Genomic DNA, 22,569 nt, shown 5'->3' on the forward strand with positions numbered 1-22,569 from the left:
ACGCTGCGGGCGACACGGTCGATGCGGCAGCGTTCCGAGACCCCGATCCCGATCGGCTGCGTAGGTTCGGGTGGGCGGGCTACTCAGTCTCCATCGGCTGCAGGTAGAGCCACTTCCAGGCGTCGTCGCCGTAGGAGGAAGGAGCCGCGGTCGACACGGTGGTGTCATCGGACTGGTTCCAGGTGAGCTCGCCGGTCTCCGGGTCGAAGCTCGCCGCCGAGGTCGTCGCGCCGACAGCGGCGCGCGGGATCTGGCTGGAGCCACGCGGGTTGGACTTCGACGGGTCCTCGGTGCAGGAGACCTCGGTGTTGAACGGACGGCTCTCCAGGTCCAGCGGGCTGCGCTTCTTCGTGCTCTCGTAACCCTTCTTGCAGGGCGTCTGGGCGGTCAGGGCCAGTCCGAAGTGGGCCTGGGCCAGGCCCGGGTGGCCGACGTCGACGACTGCGAAGCTGCCCTCGACCACGGTCGGGAAGATCGAGAGCAGGTGCTTGACGCCGGGCAGGTTCTTCCGGACGACCTTGCCGGTCACCAGCACCTCGTTGAGGAGCTCGCTGATGTCCACGTCGTTCTGCTCCAGGAACTGCCGCAACTCGACCGAGCTGGCCGAGCCGGCCTCGATCAGCTTGATCAGGTCCTTGTTGGAGCCGGCCAGGGTGCCGGTGAACAGCTCCAGGTCGTTGGCGAACGACTTGATCGCCGAGGTGCTGTCGAGCTGGGTCTGGAGCACCGTGTTGCTGTCCCGGATCAGGTCCGTGGTGAGCCCGAAGTTCTGGTCGGCCGTCTCCACGAAGGCAGTGCCGGTGTCGATGATGGTCTGCAGGTCCTGACCGGTGCCGGCGAACCCCTTGCCGAGCTCGTCGACGGTCGTCGTGAGCGCCTGCTGGTCGACCGAGTTCACCGTGGTGGTGACGTCCTCGAGGAGCTTCTCGGTCGGTAGCGGCGTGGTCGTGGCGGCGCGGGCGATCTCGGAGCCCTCCTCGAGGTAGGGCCCGCCCTTGGACTGCGGCTGCAGCTCGACGTACTGCTCACCGACGGCGGAGCGGTTGCCGACCACGGCGAGGCTGTCGGCCGGGATCTTGTCCTTCCACGACTTGTCGATCTTGAGGGTCACGTCGACGCCGCTGCGGTTGAGCACCAGCTCACCGACCTGGCCGATCTTGACGCCGCGGTAGTCGACCTCGGCGTCCTCGTAGATCCCGCCGGACTGCGCGAAGTGGGCCACCACGACGTAGTGGTCCTTGACGAACAGGGACCCCAGGCGGGCGTAGCGCGCACCGACGAAACTGACCCCGACGAGGGTGATCAGCAAGAAGATCATCAGCTGCATCTTCGTACGGCGGGTGATCATGAGACGCCCTCCTCATGAGTGTTGCTCGAGGTGCTCAGTCCTGAGATCAACATGGCGGTCAGTCCTGGGTCGAGCTCCTTGCTCAGCTCGTCGTAGCTCACCGCGTGCGTCCCCGGGGCGGCCCCGGCCCGACAGAAGAGGAGCAGTACGCAGCCCGAGCCGTCGTTGCCGGAGGTCCCGCTGCTGGTGTTCGGGGTGAGGTTGAGGTTGAGCAGGTCGCCCAGGGTGTCGACGAGGCCGCTCAAGGTGTCGGCCAGGCACGCCTTCGGCAGCGCACCGAGCGTGCCCTTCCCGGCGAGCCCCGAGGTGAACGCTTCCTGACAGTTGGAGAGGGCCTTCGCGAACGCGCCGTCGCAGACCTTCTTGACCGCTTGGTTGAGCCCGTCCAGCAGGGGCTGGCCCTTCAGCCCCAGCAGCTTGTCGACGACCTGGTCCTTCGCCCAGCACACGGTCGCCGGGAGGTCAGGGGCGTTGTCGAGCAGAGTGTCGAGGTTGAGGTCGACGGTGACGTCGAGGTTGACGAAGTCACCCATGTGCAGGTTGCGCGCGGCCTGCGGCGAGCCACCGACCGCCTGGTCGACGAACGGGTAGGTCAGGATCGTGTTCATCGCCTTGACGAAGTCGTCGCCCGAGTCGGCCAGGTTCGAGAGGAGCGGCTTGAGGTCCTTCACGATGCCGATCGTGTTGTCCTTGGAGGCCCTGATGACGCGCACGCCGGTGTCGCCGAGACGATCCAGCGCCTTGAGCATCTTGACCAGGTCGGCGCGCTGGCCGTCGAGGCTCTTGAGCGCCGAGGGCAGCTCGTCGAGAGCGGCGTCGATGGAACCCATCTGCGCGTTGGTCGCCTTCGCGAGCGCGTCGAGCGCCTCGATGGCGTCGACGATCTTCTGCTTGTTGTCGTCGAGCTCGCGAGCCAGCTCCTCGACCTGATGGAACACGGATCGGGCGGAGTCCTCGCGGCCGGCGAGCGCCTTGTTGAGCTCGGTCGAGATCGTCTTGAGCTGGGCGACGCCACCACCGTTGAGCAGCAGGCTCAGCGCGCTGAAGACCTCTTCGATCTCCGGGTTGCGGCCGGTCTGCGCCAGCGGGATGGTCGCACCGTCGGTGAGCTTGGTCGCCTCCGGCTCCGCCGGCCGCTCCAGCGCGACGAACTTCTCGCCGAGCAGGGAGGTCTGCTGGATCGACGCCCGTGCGTTGGCCGGGAGCTCGACATCCTTCTTCAGCAGCATCTCGACGGTGGCTACCCCGTCGTCGAGCCAGATCTTGTTGATCTTGCCGACGTCGATGTCCTCGAGCTTGACGGTCGACTGCGGCACCAGGTCGAGGGCGTCCTGGAACTGGGCCGTGACCGAGATCGCGTCGTCTCCGGCGTCCACACCGCCCGGGAGCGGCAGGTCGTAGACGGAGAAGGTGCCACATCCGGTCAGCATCAGGGCGCCGACGATCACACCGACGAGCGTCTGGACGGCACGCTTCATGGTCGTCATCATTCCTGCACCTCCACGAGGCCGCCGAGCGACATGTCGTAGGGAACTCCGAAGGAGGATCCGGTGCCGGGTCCGATCGCGGCAGAGCGGTTGAGACCCGGGAGCTGCCGGATCTGGGAGCAGAGCTTCGCGCTGCTCCCGTCGGTGGCCTGGTCCACGAGACTGCACAGGAACGAGGCCGGGTTCTGGATGATCTCGTCGAGGATCATGGTGATGTTGGCGTTGGTGTCGAGCGTGCCGGTCTCGGGGTTGTAGGCGAGACCCAGGTTGTTGAGCGCCAGCGGGGCCGTCTCGAGGCTCTCGTTGAGCGCTTCGCGCTGACGCACCAGCACCTTGCCGATCCTGTTGAGGCTCTGGATGTCCTCCTTCAGGATCGACTTGTTCTCCTTGACGAAGGTGGTCACCTTGGTCAACGCCACCGAGAGGTTCTTCATCGACGCGGCGAGCTCTTCGCGCTCACCCTCGAGCATCGAGGAGACCTCGGCGAGGGCCTGGGCGAAGTCGCGTACGGTCTGGTCGTTCTCGGACAGCGTGCCGATGAAGCCCTCGAGCTGCTCGGCGGAGTCGAAGAACTGCTCGTCGCGGTTGTCGAGCGTCTTGGTCAGCTTGCCGAGGTCACCGATCGTCGAGTTGATCTTCTCGCCCTCGCCGCCGAGGTTCTTCGCGGTCTGCTGGAGCAGGTCGGTGAGGGCGCCGTTCTTGTTGGCGCCGTCGGGACCGAGCGCGACCACCAGGTCGTCGACGCTGGAGTAGATCTGGTCGAGCTCCACCGGGACCGAGGTCTTGTCGGTGCTCAGCACCGCGCCGTCGGCCAGCTTCTTGCCGCCGTCGTAGGCGGGCGTGACCTGGACGTAGCGGTCGCCGACGATCGACGGCGAGATGATGACGGCCTTGGCATCCGCGGGCAGGGCGACGTCGCCCTTGTATTCCAGGGTGACCTTGACGTCGGTGCCGTTCGGCTCGACCGCGGTGACCTTGCCGACGGCGACGCCGAGCACGCGCAGGTCGCTGCCCTCGTAGACGGAGACGGTGCGTGGGAAGTGCGCCACGAGCGTCTTCTCGCCGGTGTCGCGGACCAGGGCCCACGCGCCGACGCCGAGGACGAGGGCACCGATCACGATCGGAACGATGAACTTGTTCACGCCGCCACCCCCGTAGCGCAGGCGCCAGAATACGGCCGCGGCGGCGTGCAGATTTTCATGTTCACTCGCTGGCGCTCGCTCATGAGGTCCCCCCGGTAAGAGACGGAACAGGAGGCATGTTCTGGATGTAGGTGTCCCACCAGGGGCCGTTGCCGAGGGTGTTGTTGAAGACCTTGTAGAACGGCGCCATCAGCTTCAGGGACTTCTCGAGGTTCTCCTCGTTCTTCGTGAACACGTCGAGGATCACGTCGAGGCTCTCCAGCGCGGGCTTCAGGTCGGCGCGGCTGTCGTCGACCAGCTGAGAGAGCTCCTTGGAGAGCTGCTGGGTGGAGATGAGCAGGTTGTGCACCGCCTCACGCCGCTCGACCAGCGCCGCGAAGAGCTGGTTGGCGTTGTTCATCAGCGTGATCAGGTCCTCGTCGCGCTCGTCGAGCACCTTGGTCACCCGGTCGAGCTGGGTGAGCAGCGAGTCGATGCGCTCGTCCTTGGCCGCCAGGTTGCGGGAGAGGTCCGAGACGCCGGTGAGGGCGGCCTGGAACTCCTCCGGGGTCGACCGGGTCAGGTCGGCGAGCGTGGTGAGCGCAGCGGCGAGCTGGTCCTTGTCGATGTTGGCCGAGGTGTCGGCCAGGCCCTCGAAGGCCTCGACCACGTCGTAGGGAGACTCCGTGCGGTCCACCGGGATGGTGGCGCCCGCCTTCATCTGGCCCTCGCCGGCCGGCTGCAGCTCGAGGAACATGTCGCCGAGCAGCGTCTTCACTCGTACGCCGGCACCGGAGCTCTCACCGAAGTTGACCTTCTGACGGATCTTGAAGCCGACCTTGACCTGGTTGCCGTCGAGCTCGATCGAGTTGACCTTGCCGACTCGGACACCGGCCACCCGGACCTCGTCCCCGGTCTTCAGGCCACCGGCCTCGGAGAAGTTGGCGTAGTAGGTGGTGCCGCCGCCGATCAGCGGCAGGCTGTCGGCCTTGAACGCCATCACCATCAGCATGGCGAGGACGGCGATCGAGACGGCGCCGATCTTGACGGGGTTACGTTCGCGGAAAGGGATCATCCGAGATTGCACCTCGACTGGCCGGGCGAATAGAGCGGGATGTCCAAGTCCTTGCCCTCGGGGTCACGGATCGTGCCGCGCAAGCCGCACAGGTAGAAGTTGAACCAACCGCCGTAGCTGGCCGTCGCGCCGATCTTGTCCAGCTTGATCGGCTGGAGCTCGAGGGCATCGTCGAGCTGGCGCTTGTCCTCGGCCACCTTGTCGGAGAACTCCCGGGCCTCGCGCAGGTCGTCCAGGAGCGGGTCCTTGGTCTCGTGCACCAGGTCGGCGGTCTCGACGGAGAGTGCCGAGATCTGGTCGAGCGACCCCAGGATCGCCTCACGGTCCTTGTTGAGACCGCCGACGAAGTCACGGAAGGTCACGATCAGGCTGGAGAGCTCGTTCTCGCGGTCACCCACGTGCTCGAGCACCTCGGTGAGGTTGTCGATCAGGGCGTTGATGACCTGGTCCTTCTCGGCCAGCGTCGAGGTCAGCGAGGCGGTGTGGGACAGCAGGCTCTCCAGCGTGCCGCCCTCGCCCTGGAAGACCTGGACGATCTCGTAGGAGAGGGTGTTGACGTCGTTGGGCGACAGCGCCTGGAAGAGGGGCTTGAACCCGTTGAAGAGCACCGTCAGGTCGAGCGCCGGATGGGTCTGCCCGACCGGGATGGTCTGCCCCTCCTGCATCGCCGACGCGTCCCCCACCAGCTGGTTGGTCAGCGCGAGGTAGCGCTGGCCGATCAGGTTGCGGTATTTGATCGTCGCCTCGGTCGTGGTCGCGATCTGCTGCGCGCTGTCGACCGTGAAGGTGACCACCGCGCTGCGGGCATCCTCCGAGATGTCGATGCCCTTGACCGAGCCGACCTTGACCCCGGCGATGCGTACGTCGTCGCCCTTGTTCACACCGGTGACGTCGGTGAAGACAGCCTTGTACTCATCAGTCTTGCCGAACGTGACGTTGCCGATCGTGATCGCGAGCAGGCCGGTGGCCAGCGTCGTGACGATCACGAAGACGATCAGCTTCCAGAAGTCCTGGAAGGTCTTGGCGTCGAAGAGCTTCACGGCGCTCATTCGTAGCTCACCTCCGCTCCACGCGCGGCCGGACCGAGGAGTGCGGCGCCGAGGTCGGGGACCTCGTCCGCGCTCATGCCCAGCCCCGGGGCGAACAGCTCGTTGATGACATCGGCCTCTGCCGACGTACCGACATAGGACAGGGCCGAGTAGCCGGTCGTCCCGGTGGCGGAGCGCATGACGCCCTTTCCGGTGGGCTCGTCGACACCGTCGTTCTTATTGGGAAATGGCGCGAACGGCTTCTTCTGGTTCCACGAGGCGTTCGGGAGCTCGCCGCAGTTGGGACCGCTGTCCTCGCCGTAGCGCGGCTTGTCGGCGGTCGTGTAGGCCCGCGCCTGGTGCGGCAGGGTCTCCAGCGTGATGTGGACGGTGTAGTTGCGGAACACCTCGGTGAACTCGTCGGTCAGGACGACCATGCCGCCGATGAGGCACGGCAGCATCGGAGCGTAGCGCGCCAGCGCCTGGGTGACCGGCCGGCCGACCTCGCCGACCTGGATCAGCGTGTCGCCGTTCTTGTCGAGGAAGTCGTCGGCGGTGTTCGAGAACGCGGTGACGTCGGTCAGCATCGTGTTGAGCTGCGCCTCGCGGTCCTCGAGGGTGGTCGCGGTGACGATGGTGTTGCGCAGGATCTGACCGATCTCCGGAAGCACGGCCTGGTAGGTCCCGGAGACCTCCGTGGCGAGCTCGAGGTCCTCGATCAGCGCCGGAATCTCGGGGTTCAGCCGCTTCAGGTAGGAGTCGAGGGTGTCGAGCGACTCGCCGAGCTTCTCGCCACGGCCCTCGAGCGCGGTGGCCAGCGCGTTGAGCGTGTTGTTGAGGTCGGCCGGCTGGATCGTGCGCAGCAGCGGGTAGAGATCACGCAGCACGGCCTGGACCTCGGTGGCCATCTTGGTCTTCTTGATGACGGCACCCGGCTGGATCGACGTGGTGAAGTCGGTGTCGGGCGGGATCAGCGAGACGTACTTCTGGCCGAAGAGGGTCTTGGGGAGGATCGCGCCGGTCACGTCCGGGTGGACCTTGCTGATCTCCTCGGGGAACAGGCCCAGGGTCAGCTCAGCGCCCTCGTCAGTCGGCTTCATGTCGAGGACCTCGCCGACGATCAGGCCACGGACCTTGACGTCGGCACGCTCGGGAAGCTGCAGACCGATCCGGTCGGCCTTCAGGGTGATCGTCTCGAACTGGGCGAACCTGTTGGTGAACTGGGCCCAGGTCAGGACCAGCGCGGCGAGGACCAGGGCGAGGAAGACGATCCCGAGGATCTTGCCCTTCTGCCTGCCCCAGGCGAGCGCCACGGCGCTCCGCTTGTGAGGCGTGGGCAGGTCGTGATGGATCTCGTCACGAGTGAGTGTCTGAGTCATCCCGCCAACCTCACCGTCGTCGTGCTGCCCCAGATCGCCATCGAGAGCATCAGGTCGAGCACGGAGACGGCGACGATGCTCGTACGCACCGCCTTACCGACCGCGACACCGACCCCTGCGGGGCCGCCTGAGGCGTTGTAGCCGTGGTAGCAGTGGATCAGGATCACCACGACCGAGAAGATCAGCACCTTGCCGAAGGACCACAGCACGTCGCCGGGCGGCAGGAAGGTGTTGAAGTAGTGGTCGTACGTCCCGGCGCTCTGCCCGTAGAAGAGCGTCACGGTGAACCGGGTGGCGACGTAGGAGGAGAGCAGACCGACCACGTAGAGCGGCACGATCGCGATCAGGCCGCCGATGATCCGGGTGGTCACCAGGAACGGCAGCGACGGGATCGCCATCACCTCGAGCGCGTCGACCTCCTCCGAGATCCGCATCGCGCCGAGCTGGGCGGTGAACCCGCAGCCGACCGTCGCGGCGAGCGCGATACCGGCGACCAGGGGCGCGATCTCGCGGGTGTTGAAGTAGGCCGACACGAAGCCGGAGAACGCGCTCGTGCCGAGCTGGTCGAGGGCGGTGTAGCCGGAGAGCCCGACCTGGGCACCGGTGAAGAAGGTCATCGCCAGGATCACGCCGACGGTGCCGCCGATGACGGCCAGCGCGCCGGAGCCGAGGGTGACCTCGGCGAGGATCCGGAGGATCTCCTTCTTGTAGCGCGTCAGGGTGCGTGGGGACCACGCGATCGCGCGCAGGTAGAAGCCGAGCTCGTCACCGAGGTGGTCGAGGCTCTTGGCAGGCTTCTGGTAGATCGCCTTGATGTTTGCCATCCGTCTCGCCTCCTCAGGTCTTGCTCGGGACGATCTGCAGGAAGATCGCAGACATCACGAAGTTGACGATGAACAGCAGCAGGAAGGTGATGACGACCGACTCGTTCACGGCGTCACCGACGCCCTTCGGACCGCCACCCGCGTTCATGCCCTTGTACGAAGCCACGATCGCCGCGATGAGACCGAAGATGAGCGCCTTCGCCAGGCCCTGCCAGAGGTCGGCCATCTGGGCCAGTGCGGTGAAGCTGGCCAGGTAGGCACCCGGGGTGCCGCCCTGGATGATGACGTTGAAGACGTAGCCGCCCATGACGCCGACGATCGAGACCAGACCGTTGAGGAAGACCGCGATCATCATCGCGGCGAGTACACGCGGGACCACCAGACGCTGGATCGGGTCGATGCCCAGAACCATCATCGCGTCGAGCTCTTCACGGATCTTCCGGGCACCGAGGTCGGCGGCGATCGCCGAACCACCGGCACCCGCGACCAGCAGCGCGGTCGCGATCGGGGCAGCCTGCTGGACGACCGCGAGGACCGCGGCCGATCCGACGAAGGACTGCGCACCGAACTGGACGACGAGTCCACCGACCTGCAGCGCGATGACCGCACCGAAGGGGATCGCGACCAGCGCGGTCGGGACGATCGTCACCGACGCGATGAACCACGCCTGCTGGATGAACTCTCGGAACTGGAAGGGGCGCCGAAACACGGCTCGCCCCACGTCCAGACCGAACGCGAAGAGTGAGCCAGCGGTCCCGATCGGCTTCAGGACCCTGGCGGCGGTCAGAGATGACATCAGTGAGGAGCCTCTGCGGGGTCTGCTTTCACTCCGCCAGGGGCCATGGCTGCATCTGCCCTGAACGATCCCGGCGGCGGGGTGACACCGTTCTCTCGGCACCAGGCGCCCGGCGGACGCTGGTACTTGCGCGGAATGCCGTTGGACGGCTCGAGCTGCATCGGGATCGGCGGCAACGGCGGCAGACCCATGTCCTTCTCGGCGGCCAGCTCGTCGGCGTCCTTCTCCTCCGACATCCCGATCGGGCCGATCGTCTGGGCGTTGAGGAACTGCCGCACCACCGGCTCCTCGGAGCTCAGCAGCATCTCGCGGGGCCCGTACATCGCCAGGTGCTTGTGGTAGAGCAGGCCGATGTTGTCCGGGACCGTACGCGTCGAGTTGATGTCGTGGGTCACGATCAGGAACGTCGCGTCGATCTGCGCGTTCAGGTCGATGAAGAGCTGGTTGATGAACGCCGTACGCACCGGGTCCAGGCCCGAGTCGGGCTCGTCGATCAGCAGGATCTCGGGGTCGAGGACCAGAGCACGCGCCAGACCGGCGCGCTTGCGCATACCGCCGGAGATCTCACCGGGGAGCTTGTTCTCCGCGCCGATCAGACCGACCAGGTCCATCTTCTCCATGACGATGTTGCGGATCTCGGACTCGCTCTTCTTCGTGTGCTCACGAAGCGGGAACGCGACATTGTCGAACAGATCCATCGAACCGAACATGGCGCCGTCCTGGAACAGCACGCCGAACAGCTTGCGCACCTCGTAGAGGTCTCGCTCCGAGCAGCTGGCGATGTCGACACCCTCGATGACCACAGAGCCCTGATCGGGCTTGATCAGACCGATCAGTGTCTTGAGAAGCACCGACTTGCCCGTGCCGGACGGCCCCAGCATCACGCTGATCTCGCCCGCAGGCAGGGTCAACGAGACATCTCTCCAGATGAGCTGCTTACCAAAGCTCTTGGTCAGCCCTTCGATCTTTACGTCTACACCCATCCGGGCCGGCTCCCTTCCTGTTCGCGGGGGTCTCCCTCAAGTCCCCTACTGCCCAACGGCGAAATGTGACGGGGGTTACGCACTTCCTGCGACACGCGTCACACTTTTGTAAACCATAGTGGCCTGCGAACGATGACGGTGATCACCACCCGAGACGAACTCCCCCAGCCAACACGTCGACGGTCGGATTGCGACCCTTCACGCCCGGTGTGTGTTCAAGATAACGAAACAAACCGCGAGTGGCTACTCGGGAGTAGCAACCCGCGGCTCGAATGATCGCACTGCTGCGCTGCAGTCTGACCGATCTGTTGCGGAACTGTGTCCGCGATGTAGAAAGCCCGGGCCCGGCGGAATCCGCCGAACCCGGGCTCTCGAGGGCCGAAGCCCTCAGATCACTTGACGGTGACCGTGGCGCCGGCGGCCTCGAGGGCCTCCTTCGCCTTGTCAGCGGTCTCCTTGTTGGCGGCCTCGAGGACAGCCTTGGGGGCACCCTCGACGAGCTCCTTGGCCTCCTTCAGGCCGAGGGAGGTCAGGGCGCGCACCTCCTTGATGACGTTGATCTTCTTGTCGCCAGCGGCCTCGAGGATGACGTCGAACTCGTCCTTGGCCTCCTCAGCGGCGGCGGCCGGGGCGCCCGGGGCGCCAGCGGCGGCGACGGCAACCGGAGCAGCGGCGGTGACGCCGAAGGTCTCCTCGAACTCCTTCACGAACTCGGAGAGCTCGATGAGGGTGAGCTCCTTGAAAGCGTCGAGCAGCTCGGCGGTGGTGAGCTTCGCCATGATGGCATTTCCTTTCGTGGTGGCATCCCGGCGTTTCGCCCGCCGGGGACCGGGTTACAGGTGGTGTGGACCGAAGCCTTCTCAGGCCTCGGCGGTCGCCTCGGCCTCAGCAGCCGGGGCCTCCTCGGCGGCGGCCGGCGTACCAGCACCACCTGCGAGGATCGAGGGGTCCTCCGCGGCCTTGGCCTCGAGAGCGGCAGCGAGCTGCGCGGTCTTCGAGGGCAGAGCGTTGAAGGCGTAGAGCGCCTGCGACAGCGTTGCGGTGAACGCGCCGGCAAGCTTGGCGAGCAGGACCTCGCGCGACTCGAGGTCGGCAAGCTTGCCAACCTCAGCAGCGTCGATGGCCTTGCCGTCGAGGTACCCGCCCTTGATGACAAGGTTGGGGTTGGCCTTGGCAAAGTCACGCAGACCCTTGGCCGCCTCGACGACGTCACCCTTGATGAAGGCGATCGCGGTCGGGCCGGTCAACAGGTCGTCGAAGCCTTCGATGCCGCTCTGGGAGGCAGCGATCTTGGCCAGCGTGTTCTTGACCACGGCGTAGTTTGCGTTCTCACCGAGCGAGCGGCGAAGAGTCTTCAGCTCGCCCACGGTGAGACCACGGTACTCGGTCAGCACGGCACCGCTGGAGGCGCTGAACTCGTCAGCGATCTCCGCGACGGCAGCCTGCTTGTCAGCCCGCGCCATGGGTCTCCTTCTTCCGGGAATCGATCCCACCGGCGAGGGGCCCTGAATGACAAACGCCCCGAGCGCAGGCTCAGGGCGTGACGTACGTTCTCGTCGTGCTCTTCACCTACGCTGGCCGTCCGCATCCTGCGGAACCTTCGATCGAGTGCATGCGCACCTGACAACCGGCGGTCTCTGGTTTCAGACAACAATTATGCGTACGCCGCAGGGTGCCGCCAAATCGGCGGGCAGTACCTTGGCGGCATGGAGAGCCACACCTTCGGAAGGATCGGGCGCTCGGCGTCCGTCATCGGTCTCGGCACCTGGCAGCTCGGCGCCGACTGGGGCGAGGTCAGCGAGTCCGATGCGCTGGCGGTGCTCGAGGCCGCGGTGAGCGACGGGGTGACCTTCCTCGACACCGCCGACGTCTATGGGGACGGCCGGAGCGAGCAGGTGATCGGTCGGTTCCTGCGGTCGCACGACGGCATCTTCGTCGCGACGAAGATGGGGCGCCGGGTGGACCAGGTGCCCGCCAACTACACCCTGGCTGCCTTCCGCGAATGGCTGGACCGCTCGCGCACCAACCTCGGGGTCGACACCATCGACCTCGTGCAGCTGCACTGCCCGCCGTCGGAGACGATCGAGTCCGCGGCCACCTATGACGCGCTGGACACCCTGGTCTCGGAAGGGGTGATCGCTGCGTACGGCGTCAGCGTGGAGACCTGTGACCAGGCGCTGGCCGCGATCGCCAGGCCCCACGTGGCCTCCGTCCAGATCATCCTGAACGCGTTCCGGCTCAAGCCCCTGGATCTCGTGCTTCCGGCGGCCGCGGAGGCCGGTGTCGGGATCATCGCGCGGGTGCCGCTCGCCTCCGGGCTGCTGTCGGGGCGCTACTCGGAGTCGACGACCTTCGCCGCCGACGACCACCGCACCTACAACCGCCACGGCGAGGCCTTCGACGTCGGCGAGACCTTCTCCGGCGTCGACTACGCCACCGGGGTCGAGGCCGCCCAGGAGTTCGCCGCCCTGGTCGCCTCGCACGGCCCCGCCGGCGCCACCCCCGCCCAGGTCGCCCTCGCCTGGGTCGCCCAGCAGCCCGGCGTCACCACCGTCATCCCCGGCGCCCGCAACACGGCCCAGGCCCACGCCAACTCCGCCGCCGGCTCGCTGCCTGCGCTCTCCGATGCGCTGCTCTCCGGCGTACGTCAGATCTACGACACCCACTTCCGCGAGGCCGTCCACCCGCGCTGGTGACACCCCTCGCCGAGGCGTCACCCCGGCCGGCCGAGACGTCTCGGCGCTCCGGTCGTCTCGCACGGCGTACAAATAGTGAGCCTTGGTAATGAATCGGGCAGAGTAAAGGGGTGACGACGGAGACGACGACGGAGTTCCGGTTCCGAGACATCGCGCTGGTGGCGTACGCGCCCTCGATCGTCAGCTCCATGGGGCACGGTGCGGTGATGCCGGTCCTGGCGCTTCGGGCCTCCGACCTGGGCGCGGACGCGTCCATGGCGGCGTTCGTCGTCGCGCTGCTCGGGATCGGGTCGCTGGCCACCTCGTTGCCGGCCGGGTCGCTGGTGGCGCGGATCGGCGAGCGACGGACGCTGATGGGCGCCGGAGCCCTCGACGCGGTCGCGATGACCGTGGCGTTCCTCAGCAGCTCGGTCGCCGTACTCGCCATCGCCGTGTTCGTGAGCGGGATGAGCTGGACGGCGTTCCTGATCGCGCGGCAGGGCTTCCTCATCGACGCGACCCCGCCCTCCCACCGGGCGCGGGCGATGTCGCTGCTGGGCGGGTCGTTCCGGCTCGGGGTCTTCGTCGGACCGCTGCTCGGCGCCGGTCTCATCCACGCTTTCGGACTCCCCGTCGTCTTCCTGTTCGCCGCCGCGATGTCGCTGTGCTCGGCGGTGATCGGCGGCTGGATGCCCGAGCTCGGCCACACCCGCTCGCGCGAGCAGGGGCATCTGAGCGTACGCAGCGTGCTGTGGACCTACCGCCGGACCTTCGCCACCCTGGGGGTGGCGGTCGTGATCATCGGGATCTCGCGGTCCGTACGCACCGGGCTGCTGCCGCTCTGGGCCGACCACATCCACCTCGAGGCCTCGGTGGTCTCGCTGCTCTTCGCCGGGGCGGCTCTGGTCGACATCGCCCTCACTCTCCCCGGCGGGTGGCTGCTCGACCACCGCGGGCGTCAGGTCGTGGCGATCCCGGTGGTGCTCGCCGTCGGCCTCGGCTGTCTGCTGCTTCCCCTCACCCACGACGCGCTCAGCCTGGGCGCGGTGATGGCGCTGATCGCCATCGGAAACGGCCTCGGCTCGGGGATCGTGATGACGCTCGGCGCCGATGCCGCACCTGAGGACGGACGCGCCCAGTTCCTCGGCGGCTGGCGGCTGTGCGGCGACCTGGGCGGCACCGGCGGACCGCTCCTGGTCTCCGGTCTGGCCGCGGTCTTCTCGATCGCCGCCGCGCCGGTCGCGCTCGGGCTCTTCTCGCTCGCCGGGACAGTCTGGGTCGGCTACTGGATCGGCCGCGCCGACCGCGCTCGCCTAGGGCACGATCGCGCGTGAGAGCGCTTCGGCCAGGGCTGCCTCGTCACCGGTGACCGTCAGCTCGCCGGTCCGGGGCGACGTACGACCCCAGAGCAGGAGCGCCAGGTCGTGGGCGGATCCGGTGACGGACACCTTCTGCACCGCGTTCGGAGCCCCGATCGCCCAGGTGCGGTCGATGTCGGTCGCGGTCAGCTCGATGCGGGTGACGACCTTTCGCGTGCGCTTCAGGGCTATCTGGCGGGGGTACATCACGGTCAGCACCTCGTCGACCGTGTCGGCCCAGAGCTCCGGGGTCGCCTCGGGTGCGTCGAGCCCGAGCGCAGCCCGGATGTCCCAGAGGTGGATCAGGGTCTCGTGCACCTGACGCCGGAACCAGAACGAGACCGGCCCTCGGCCGTCCTCGGTCAACCCGTTGAGGATCCGGCCGGTCGCCTCGGGCCCCAGCGTCGAGAGCGTCTCGCGCAGCTCGCCCGCCTGCTCCTCGTAGGCCGCGACCAGGTCCAACGGGACCGGCAGCGGCTCCTCGTCCTCGTCGCGCGCCATCGCCGCCGCCCAGTGGTGCACCCCCGCCAGATGGTCGGCCAGGTCCCCTACCGACCAGTCGTCGCAGGACGGAACCGGCACGTCCGGGTCGGCCTGCCTCAGCGCGGCCGCGAACTCGCCCTGCAGCACACCGAGGGTCACGAGGTAGTCATCAGGCGTCGGCACGTCGCAGACCCTACCGACCGCGAAGGTCGGTCTCAGCAGGACCAGGCCGCCCTGGACTACTTCTGGCGGGCGCGGTGGGCAGCCGCCTTCACCCGACTTTGGCAGCGGGTGGAGCAGAACCGGCGGCCGGCGTTCTTGGAGGTGTCGACGAAGACCCGGTCGCACGGGTCGGCCTGGCAGACGCCGAGACGGCCGGCCAGGTCGGAGCCGATCGCCAGCGCGAGGCCCGCGGCGATTCCCGCGCCCCAACCGATGACGAGGCCGGGATCGCGTCCATGGAAGTGCAGCGCCCAGCCTCCCCCTCGGGCCCGGTCGAGCTGCGGGACCGAGCCCATCTCACGCATGAGCGCGTTGACCGCGGTCGCGGCGGTGTCGAGGTCGCCACCAGCCGCCGCCTCGAACACGACGCGCAGGGACTCGGCGAGCGCGACCATCCCGTCGGCATCGGCCTCCACGACCTGGGGCTGGTAGTCGGGACGGGCGAGCAGGTCGCCGACGACCCCCGCTCGCCGGCCGGAGGGAGGCGGCTGCACCGGGCGGGTGCCGTCATGCCCCGGGGTCAAGGCGTTGACGAGCTTGCACGCCTGCTCGGTCACGGTATGCACGTGACTGTCGAAATGTATTTGACCAGTCACGAACTCAGGTCCTACCGTCTCAGGCATGACCGTCATTCAACCATTGACCAGTCACCGAGGCACGCGGTGGCCGCGATCCCTTGTCGTGTTGGTCATCGCCCGGGCGGTGAACCGGCTGGGTTCCTTCGCCATGGCCTTCATGGCGGTCGCCCTGGTCGAGGTGCACGGGGCCTCGCTCGCCACGGCCGGCGCCGTGGTGACGGCCTTCGGTGTCGCCACCATCCCCTCGAGGCTGCTCGGCGGCTGGATGGCCGACACGGTGGGTCGCCGGCCGACCATCGTCGCGGGCCTCGTCGCCTGTGCGGTGGCCCAGTTGGTCATCGCCGCGTCGTCAGGGATCGCCGGGGCACTGATCGGCGCCACGCTGCTCGGGTTGGCGTACGAGATCTACGAACCCGCGTCCCAGGCGCTGATCGCGGAGTCGGTGGATGTCGAGCGGCGGCCGGAGGCGTACGGACTCTATGGCGCCGCCATGGCTGTCGCCGGTGTCGCGGCAGGAGCAGTGGCCGCCCTCGTGGGCGGCATCGACCTGCGCCTGCTCTTCGTCGCCGACGCGGTCACGTGCCTGTGCGCCGCGGGGCTCGTCCTCGCGCTCGTACGCGACACCACGACCCGGGGCGAGGGCCGGCAGCGGTCCGGACCGAGCCCGTGGCGCGACCGCCGGCTGATGACGATGCTTGCGCTCGGTACCGGGTTCGCCACCGCCTGGATCCTGAGCACGATCGCGCTCCCGCTGACCGTCTCCGCCCGCGGGCACGACGCCGCGGCCACCGGCTGGCTGCTCGTGGTCGCCGCGCTCGTCACGATCGCCGGCCAGCGCCTGCTCCGGGGCGCCGCCGCCCGACCCTTCACGCTCATCCGCGCGGGCCTGGTCCTGATGCCTGTCGGCTTCGCCGTCATCGCGTACGCAGCACCGCTGCCACTCCTCGCACTCGGCTCCGCGATCGTGGCCCTCGGCGAGGTCCTCCTCCTGGGGCCACCGATCGCGCTCGTGGCCGGCCTGGCGGCGACCGACGGCTCGCGGGCGGGCTACCTGGCGGCGTACGGGACCTGTTGGGGGATCGCGCAGACGATCGGGCCGATGCTGGCGACCGGCCTGTTGTCGCACGGGGTGCCGACGGTCTGGCTCACCGGCGCGGTTCTCTGCCTCGCGCTGGCCATGGTCACCGCACCCGTGGCGCGCGTGATGTACACCGCGGTACCTCGGTGAACATCACGCCTCAGAGCACCCGGGAGAGAAACGCTCGGGTGCGCTCGTGCTGGGGGTTGCCGAGGACGTCGGCCGGGAGGCCCTCCTCGACGATCACACCGCCGTCCATGAAGACGACCTTGTCGGCGACCTCACGGGCGAAGCCCATCTCGTGAGTCACCACCATCATGGTCATACCCTCGGCGGCCAGGTCCTTCATGACGGCCAGAACATCGCCGACGAGCTCCGGGTCCAGCGCGGAGGTCGGCTCGTCGAAGAGCATCATGTCGGGGTTCATCGACAGCGCCCGAGCGATGGCGACGCGCTGCTGCTGGCCACCGGAGAGGTGGGCCGGGTAGGCGTCGGCCTTGTCCGAGAGCCCGACCTTCTCCAGGTTGGCCCGAGCGATCTCCAGCGACTCGGCCTTACCGCGCTTGAGCACCTTCTCCTGAGCGACCGTCAGGTTGCGCAGCACGGTCATGTGCGGGAACAGGTTGAACTGCTGGAAGACCATCCCGATCCTGGCGCGCAACGCGTCGACGTCGGCGTCCGGATCCGTGATCTCCTCGCCCTCGACCAGGATCGTGCCGCTGGTCGGCTCCTCGAGCATGTTCACGCAGCGCAGCAGCGTCGACTTGCCGGACCCGGACGGCCCGACCACGCAGACGACCTCGCCCCGGCCGATGTGGAAGTCGATGCCCTTGAGCACCTCGTTGTCGCCGAAGTACTTGTGCAGCTGTTGTACGTCGATCGCGGCGGCGCCACGATCGGAGGTCGTCTGGGTCATCAGCGGGCCTTCCCGGACTTGGCTTCCATGCGGCGTACGACGATCGAGAGCGGCACCGTGATCAGCAGGTAGCACAGCGCGATGGTGACCATCGGGGTCAGGTTGGCGTTGGCGTTCATCGCCTCGCGACCGAAGGCGGTGAGCTCGTACTCGTCCAGCGACAACCCGAGGATGTAGACCAGCGAGGAGTCCTTGGTGAGCAGGATCAGCTCGTTGGTCAGCGGGGGCAGGATCACCCGGAACGCCTGCGGGAGCACGATGGTGACCATCGCTCGCGTGTGCGTCATGCCCAGCGTGCGCGCTGCCTCGTACTGACCCTTCGGCACCGCCTGGATGCCGGCCCGGATCGTCTCGGCCATGTAAGCGCCGCCGACCAGACCCAGCGCCAGAGTGACGGTGGCGAGGTTGGAGAGCTGGACTCCGAAGGCCAGCGAGAGTCCGAGTCCGAGCACCAGGAACACGACCAGCGCCGGCAGCCCGCGGAAGAGCTCGATGATGCCGGTCGAGATCCACCGGTACGGACCGACGCTCGAGAGCCGCATCAGCGCCAGGACCAGGCCGAGCGCGAGTCCGAAGGCGAAGCCGCACGCGGTGTAGATGACCGTGTTCTTGAGAGCGATCACGATGACATCGGGGAACTGTGCCCGCGCGATGTCCAGGTCGAAGAACGCGCGCCTGATCTCACCCCAGTCCGCGACCAGGGCCAGGACCACGACCAGCAGCACCAGCACGGCGTACTGGATGTATCGGACGAGCGCCGCGCGCTTGCGCGGCGACATCCGCTTCTTGGGAACTACTGCCGTGCCCGTCACTGGGCGGCAGCCTCCCCGAACCACTTCTTGTAGACCTCGTCGTAGGCGGCCTTGTCGTTGATGCCCTTGTTGAGCACCTCGATCAGCTTGTCGTTGCCGTTCTTCTTCACCGAGAAGCCGTACGCCTCACCGGTCTGGAACTCACTGGTGATCTCCATGTCGGTGTTCTCCTTGACGAAGTCGTAGAGAAGACCGTTGTCGTTGACGCCGGCGTCGGCCTTGCCGGACTTGACCGCCTGCATCATCAGCGCAGAGTCCTCGAGCGTGATGATCTTGGCGTCATCGGGAGCGTTCTCCTTGACGTAGTCGGCGCCCGTCGTCGCCTCCTGGACCGCGATGGTCTTGCCGCCGAGGTCGTCGAGCGAGGCGTAGCCCGCGCCCTTCTTGGTCATCAGGGCCTGGGTCGCCTCGAAGTAGGGCTCGGAGAAGTCCATGACCCCCTCCCGCTCCTCGGTGATCGTCATCGCGCCGGCGGCGACGTCACACTTGCCGGAGTTGAGGGCCTCACCGGAGACGATGGTCTCCCAGCCGATGTTGACGACCTCGGTCTCGAGCTTCTCAGCATCGGCCGCGATCTTGAGCACGTCGATGTCGAAGCCGACGACCTCGCCGCCCTCGTTGAACTCGAACGGCTTGTAGGGAAGGTGCGTGCAGATGGTCAGGGTGTCGGCCTTGACCAGCTTCGCACCCGACGTCGAAGTGCCACCCTCGTCGCCGCCACCGCAGGCGGCGAGCGCCAGCCCCAGGGCAGGAACGGTCAGGACAGCAGCGAACTTCCGCAGATTCATGCGGGGCACTCTACGACGCTTTGGACGACGATGGCCCGCCACCCCTCGGGGTGGCGGGCCATCAGAGCGATATGAGGATCGCCTACTGCAGACCGCTGCGTGGATCTCGACCCGCTTCGCGGCTTCGCAAGCTCAGCCGCTGCGCTGGCGCCCTTCGGGCGCCTTACTCCCTCGCTCGGCGCGAACGGACGAGCAAGCTCGCCGTTCGACCTCACTCAGTCGTCACGCTCGATCCCTTCGCGTTCTCCCGGCGCAAGCGCCATGAGAGGCTCAGGCCTCGTCCTCGCCCGCGACGTTCTTGATGCGGTTGGGGTCGACCTGGACACCGGGGCCCATGGTGGTCGAGACGGTGACCTTCTTCAGGTAGCGGCCCTTGGAGGAGGACGGCTTCAGACGAAGCACCTCCTCGAGAGCAGCGGCGTAGTTCTCGGCGAGCTGGGCCTCGGAGAAGGAGGCCTTGCCGATGATGAAGTGAAGGTTGGCGTGGCGGTCGACCCGGAAGTCGATCTTGCCGCCCTTGATGTCGGTCACGGCCTTGGCCGGGTCCGGGGTGACGGTGCCGGTCTTCGGGTTCGGCATGAGGCCACGGGGGCCGAGCACGCGGCCGAGGCGGCCGACCTTGCCCATCATGTCGGGGGTCGCGACGACGGCGTCGAAGTCGAGCCATCCGCCGGAGACCTTCTCGATGAGCTCGTCGCCACCGACGACGTCCGCGCCGGCCTCGCGAGCGGCCTCGGCCTTGTCCGGAGCAGCGGCGAAGACGATGACGCGCATCGTCTTACCGGTGCCGTGGGGCAGGCTGACGGTGCCGCGCACCATCTGGTCGGCCTTACGGGGGTCGACACCGAGACGCATGACGACGTCAACGGTCTCGTCGAACTTCTTCTTGCTGGAAGACTTGGCGATCTTGATCGCGGCCAGCGGGGCGTACAGCTCGTTCTGGTCGAACGTCTCCGACGCCGCGCGGTAGGTCTTGCTGCGCTGCATGGTGATTCCTTCGGTAGTTAAGAGGAGATGTGGTTAGCGAGCCAGCGCGGCTCTCCCACGTATCAGTCGGTGGTGACGCCCATGGAGCGGGCGGTGCCCTCGACGATCTTCATCGCTGCGTCGATGTCGTTGGCGTTGAGGTCGGGCAGCTTGGTGGTCGCGATCTCGCGCACCTGGTCCTTGGTCAGCTTGCCGACCTTGTCCTTGTGCGGGACGGACGAGCCCTTCTTCAGACCGGCGGCCTTCTTGATCAGCTCAGCGGCCGGCGGGGTCTTCGTGATGAAGGTGAACGAGCGGTCCTCGTAGATGGTGATCTCGACGGGGATGACGTTGCCGCGCATGGACTCGGTCTGGGCGTTGTACGCCTTGCAGAACTCCATGATGTTGACGCCGTGCGGACCGAGCGCGGTACCGACCGGCGGGGCCGGGGTCGCGGAGCCGGCCTGCAGCTGCACCTTGACGAGCGCTGCGATCTTCTTCTTCGGAGGCATTCTTGAGATCTCTTCCTTCTCGTGGTCATGACGAAGCCGCTGGTACGTTCGGCCTCTGCCACCTGCTGTGTTGCTCTCGCAACTGGTCAATTGTCCGTGATCCGCGCGGGTTCACGAAATCAGCGCAGGGCGGCCCACTGAGTGAGACCCCCTGAGTGACGGACAACACTCCTCTTGGCATACTCCCCCAGGGATTTACAAAGGGAGCTCAATTGTTCAACCGACGTCTGTCCATGTTTGCCGCGCTCGTGCCGCTGACAGCGCTCTCGGCGGCGTGGACCGCCGCCGCCACCGGCGCCGGGTTCGATCCGGTCCAGCCCGTGACGCTGCCGGGCGGCGAGACCCTGGTGACGTCAGCGATCGACCAGCCCGCGAGCGTCACCGAGCCCGCGCCCGCACAAGGAGCCCGCAAGGGTGCCCGAACCGGCACGATCGCAGTCGCGATGGCGCAGGGAAGCGACATCCCGATGCCGGCGCTGGCCGCCTACCAGCGTGCGGCCGCCGTCGTCACCACCGCCGACCGGGCCTGTGCCCTCGACTGGACGCTGCTCGCCGCCGTCGGGATGGTCGAGTCCGACCACGGGCGCCTCAAGAGCAGCCGGCTCGACGACTCGGGCAAGGCCTCTCCCGCCATCTACGGCCAGACGCTGACCACCACCGCCGGCGACCCGGCGCCCGACACCGATGCCGGCGCGGTCGACAAGCTCACCAGCGGCGACCGGGCCGTCGGCCCGATGCAGTTCATCCCCTCGACCTGGCCCCTGGTGGCCGTCGACGGCGACGGCGACGGCGTACGCGACCCGCAGGACATCGACGACGCCGCCCTCGCCGCCGCCGTCTACCTCTGCTCCGGCGACGACGACGTCTCCACCGACAAGGGGAAGCAGGCCGCGCTCACCCGCTACAACCGCAGCCAGGCGTACGTCTCCACCGTCCTGAAGATCGCCAAGGGCTATGCCGACAGCCCCTACGGCGGCGACGACATCGAGCTCGCCGCCGCGCCCGCGCACGCCGAGCCCAAGTCCGGGCGCCCGGGCCCCAACGCGACGAAGCGGGCCGACAAGAAGCCCGGGAACAAGAAGCACCACGCCACCACACCGAAGCCGAGCGCCGGCGCCCGACCGTCGAGCGAGCCGAGCTCGAGCCCCTCGACGAGCCCCAGCCCCAGCGCCACCCCGACCGACGACGGCAGCTGGGCCTCGATCCCCGAGAGACGTGCGATCTGCGGCGCCGAGCTGGCCTCCCGCTTCCCCGACCTCGCCGCCGGCTGGGACACCAACCGAGCCGTCGACTCCTGCAGCATCCGGCTCCTCGGCAAGACCGTCACCCAGGCCAACGCCGCCGCTCCCGGAGTCGTCACCGACATCACCGGGTACGTCGAGTGGCTGATCAAGACGCTGCCGTAGCCTGACCGTTGGTCGAGCGCCGGCCCTCACCGCCTGCAACTTCCACACACATGAACGGAAGTGGCCAGGCCTGGACGAGTGGGTCGGCCGGCGATCACTCTCCTTGACAGGTGGCCAACGCGTCTTCGGCCTTCGTCACCGCACCTTCGGCGGCGTCGAGCTTCTTCTCCGCAGCCGCCACGGCGGCCTCCGCCTTTGCCTCCTTGGCGGTGAGGTCGGCAGCCTTCGCGGTGAGCTCCGCAGACTTCGCCATGATGTCCGCGAACGCAGCAGCATCCTCAGCGCTGGTGCCCATGGTCGCGGCGTCAGCCATTTCGCCGACCTTGTCGGCCTCTGCCCCCGCCTTCTCCGCTGCGGCGGACGCCTTGGCGAGCGCTGCCTCCACGTTCTCGGCCTCGGCCTGCAGCGGCGTGACTGCCGCCTCTGCCGTCTTGACCGCCGCCTCCTCCACCGGGCATGAGGCTGCGCCCGGCTCCGATCCGGCACCGCACGCGGCGAGAAGGGGCATGGCGACAGCGGCGAACGACACCGCGATCCGAGTCCTGATGGGCACGTTCATCGTGGGGCTCACTCTCAATCTGGCGACGACATCGATCGGGGACAGATCGCCACCGGTGGGCTGGCCCGAGACGAGCCCGCCCGGCAGCATCCCGGGCAGGCTAAACGGCATTCATCTGCGCCGCATCGGCAAATCAGCCGGCCGGTACGAAATCGCGGAACGCCCGGGCTTTGTG

At 67.6% G+C, this 22,569-nt stretch carries 24 protein-coding genes; 5 read left to right on the top strand and 19 right to left on the bottom strand.

Annotated elements, in window-relative coordinates; genetic code table 11:
* Window positions 1–79: 79 nt before the first annotated feature.
* From ACFV9G_RS19570 to rplJ, 11 genes are all read right to left on the bottom strand, one after another.
* Complete coding sequence (locus tag ACFV9G_RS19570; RefSeq protein ID WP_378729189.1) at window positions 80–1,348, bottom strand: MCE family protein; 1,269 nt, start codon at window positions 1,346–1,348, stop codon at window positions 80–82.
* Window positions 1,345–2,835, bottom strand: coding sequence for an MCE family protein (locus ACFV9G_RS19575; RefSeq protein ID WP_378729190.1), 1,491 nt, complete (start codon window positions 2,833–2,835; stop codon window positions 1,345–1,347). Before ACFV9G_RS19575 ends, ACFV9G_RS19570 begins: the two co-directional genes overlap by 4 nt.
* The gene (locus tag ACFV9G_RS19580; RefSeq protein ID WP_378729191.1) at window positions 2,835–3,977 is read right to left on the bottom strand and encodes an MCE family protein; all 1,143 of its coding nucleotides are present in this window, start codon (window positions 3,975–3,977) and stop codon (window positions 2,835–2,837) included. The genes ACFV9G_RS19575 and ACFV9G_RS19580 overlap by 1 nt, the downstream gene beginning before the upstream one ends.
* A 79-nt stretch (window positions 3,978–4,056) precedes the next feature.
* On the bottom strand, window positions 4,057–5,031 hold the full coding sequence (locus ACFV9G_RS19585; protein ID WP_378729192.1) for an MCE family protein: 975 nt from the start codon (window positions 5,029–5,031) through the stop codon (window positions 4,057–4,059).
* On the bottom strand, window positions 5,028–6,080 hold the full coding sequence (locus ACFV9G_RS19590) for an MCE family protein (protein ID WP_378729193.1): 1,053 nt from the start codon (window positions 6,078–6,080) through the stop codon (window positions 5,028–5,030). Before ACFV9G_RS19590 ends, ACFV9G_RS19585 begins: the two co-directional genes overlap by 4 nt.
* A complete protein-coding gene (locus tag ACFV9G_RS19595; RefSeq protein WP_378729195.1) occupies window positions 6,077–7,438 on the bottom strand; it encodes an MCE family protein in 1,362 nt (453 codons plus the stop codon). The genes ACFV9G_RS19590 and ACFV9G_RS19595 overlap by 4 nt, the downstream gene beginning before the upstream one ends.
* Window positions 7,435–8,262, bottom strand: a complete 828-nt coding sequence (locus ACFV9G_RS19600; RefSeq protein ID WP_378729196.1) for an MlaE family ABC transporter permease — start codon at window positions 8,260–8,262, stop codon at window positions 7,435–7,437. Before ACFV9G_RS19600 ends, ACFV9G_RS19595 begins: the two co-directional genes overlap by 4 nt.
* 13 nt (window positions 8,263–8,275) lie before the next feature.
* Complete coding sequence (locus ACFV9G_RS19605) at window positions 8,276–9,058, bottom strand: MlaE family ABC transporter permease (protein WP_378729197.1); 783 nt, start codon at window positions 9,056–9,058, stop codon at window positions 8,276–8,278.
* Complete coding sequence (locus tag ACFV9G_RS19610; protein ID WP_378729198.1) at window positions 9,058–10,041, bottom strand: ABC transporter ATP-binding protein; 984 nt, start codon at window positions 10,039–10,041, stop codon at window positions 9,058–9,060. The genes ACFV9G_RS19605 and ACFV9G_RS19610 overlap by 1 nt, the downstream gene beginning before the upstream one ends.
* Window positions 10,042–10,433: 392 nt before the next feature.
* The gene (gene rplL / locus ACFV9G_RS19615) at window positions 10,434–10,820 is read right to left on the bottom strand and encodes a 50S ribosomal protein L7/L12 (protein WP_179660967.1); all 387 of its coding nucleotides are present in this window, start codon (window positions 10,818–10,820) and stop codon (window positions 10,434–10,436) included.
* Window positions 10,821–10,901: 81 nt separating this feature from the next.
* A complete protein-coding gene (rplJ, locus tag ACFV9G_RS19620; RefSeq protein WP_378729199.1) occupies window positions 10,902–11,504 on the bottom strand; it encodes a 50S ribosomal protein L10 in 603 nt (200 codons plus the stop codon).
* Between the two features lie 243 nt (window positions 11,505–11,747).
* On the opposite strand from rplJ, the gene ACFV9G_RS19625 reads away from it, so the two are divergent.
* Both ACFV9G_RS19625 and ACFV9G_RS19630 read left to right on the top strand, forming a co-directional pair.
* A complete protein-coding gene (locus ACFV9G_RS19625; RefSeq protein ID WP_378729200.1) occupies window positions 11,748–12,737 on the top strand; it encodes an aldo/keto reductase in 990 nt (329 codons plus the stop codon).
* A 110-nt stretch (window positions 12,738–12,847) separates the two neighbouring features.
* Window positions 12,848–14,050 carry an MFS transporter gene (locus ACFV9G_RS19630; protein WP_378729201.1) on the top strand — a complete coding sequence of 401 codons (1,203 nt, stop codon included), beginning with the start codon at window positions 12,848–12,850 and terminating at the stop codon, window positions 14,048–14,050.
* On the opposite strand, the gene ACFV9G_RS19635 is transcribed toward ACFV9G_RS19630, so the two are convergent.
* Entirely contained in the window at window positions 14,030–14,740 is a 711-nt protein-coding gene (locus tag ACFV9G_RS19635; protein ID WP_378729202.1) for a maleylpyruvate isomerase family mycothiol-dependent enzyme, read from the bottom strand. The genes ACFV9G_RS19630 and ACFV9G_RS19635 overlap by 21 nt on opposite strands.
* A gap of 56 nt (window positions 14,741–14,796) precedes the next feature.
* Window positions 14,797–15,336 (bottom strand): CGNR zinc finger domain-containing protein, encoded by a 540-nt coding sequence (locus ACFV9G_RS19640; protein WP_378729203.1) that lies wholly within the window; start codon window positions 15,334–15,336, stop codon window positions 14,797–14,799.
* A gap of 124 nt (window positions 15,337–15,460) precedes the next feature.
* Here ACFV9G_RS19640 and ACFV9G_RS19645 point away from each other — a divergent pair, with 124 nt between their 5' ends.
* Window positions 15,461–16,585, top strand: a complete 1,125-nt coding sequence (locus ACFV9G_RS19645; protein ID WP_378729204.1) for an MFS transporter — start codon at window positions 15,461–15,463, stop codon at window positions 16,583–16,585.
* 10 nt (window positions 16,586–16,595) lie between these two features.
* Here the strand turns inward: ACFV9G_RS19645 and ACFV9G_RS19650 are convergent, their stop codons facing one another.
* The 5 genes from ACFV9G_RS19650 to rplK all read right to left on the bottom strand — a co-directional run bounded on the left by ACFV9G_RS19650 (window position 16,596) and on the right by rplK (window position 20,429).
* A complete protein-coding gene (locus tag ACFV9G_RS19650; protein ID WP_378729205.1) occupies window positions 16,596–17,351 on the bottom strand; it encodes an amino acid ABC transporter ATP-binding protein in 756 nt (251 codons plus the stop codon).
* Window positions 17,351–18,163 (bottom strand): amino acid ABC transporter permease, encoded by an 813-nt coding sequence (locus ACFV9G_RS19655; protein ID WP_378729206.1) that lies wholly within the window; start codon window positions 18,161–18,163, stop codon window positions 17,351–17,353. Before ACFV9G_RS19655 ends, ACFV9G_RS19650 begins: the two co-directional genes overlap by 1 nt.
* Entirely contained in the window at window positions 18,160–18,951 is a 792-nt protein-coding gene (locus ACFV9G_RS19660) for a transporter substrate-binding domain-containing protein (protein WP_378729207.1), read from the bottom strand. Before ACFV9G_RS19660 ends, ACFV9G_RS19655 begins: the two co-directional genes overlap by 4 nt.
* A 270-nt stretch (window positions 18,952–19,221) precedes the next feature.
* Entirely contained in the window at window positions 19,222–19,938 is a 717-nt protein-coding gene (gene rplA / locus ACFV9G_RS19665) for a 50S ribosomal protein L1 (RefSeq protein WP_378729208.1), read from the bottom strand.
* A gap of 62 nt (window positions 19,939–20,000) precedes the next feature.
* The gene (rplK, locus tag ACFV9G_RS19670; RefSeq protein ID WP_045550585.1) at window positions 20,001–20,429 is read right to left on the bottom strand and encodes a 50S ribosomal protein L11; all 429 of its coding nucleotides are present in this window, start codon (window positions 20,427–20,429) and stop codon (window positions 20,001–20,003) included.
* A 233-nt stretch (window positions 20,430–20,662) separates the two neighbouring features.
* On the opposite strand from rplK, the gene ACFV9G_RS19675 reads away from it, so the two are divergent.
* On the top strand, window positions 20,663–21,835 hold the full coding sequence (locus tag ACFV9G_RS19675; protein ID WP_378729209.1) for a lytic transglycosylase domain-containing protein: 1,173 nt from the start codon (window positions 20,663–20,665) through the stop codon (window positions 21,833–21,835).
* Between the two features lie 94 nt (window positions 21,836–21,929).
* Here ACFV9G_RS19675 and ACFV9G_RS19680 read toward each other — a convergent pair whose 3' ends face one another.
* Window positions 21,930–22,343, bottom strand: a complete 414-nt coding sequence (locus ACFV9G_RS19680; RefSeq protein ID WP_378729210.1) for a hypothetical protein — start codon at window positions 22,341–22,343, stop codon at window positions 21,930–21,932.
* Here ACFV9G_RS19680 and ACFV9G_RS19685 point away from each other — a divergent pair.
* Window positions 22,342–22,569, top strand: a 228-nt coding sequence (locus ACFV9G_RS19685) for a hypothetical protein (RefSeq protein ID WP_378729211.1), incomplete at its 3' end; no start/stop codon positions are given. The two genes, ACFV9G_RS19680 and ACFV9G_RS19685, sit on opposite strands and share 2 nt — an antisense overlap.

This window comes from Nocardioides sp. NPDC059952 (assembly GCF_042730435.1).
Lineage (GTDB): Bacteria > Actinomycetota > Actinomycetes > Propionibacteriales > Nocardioidaceae > Nocardioides.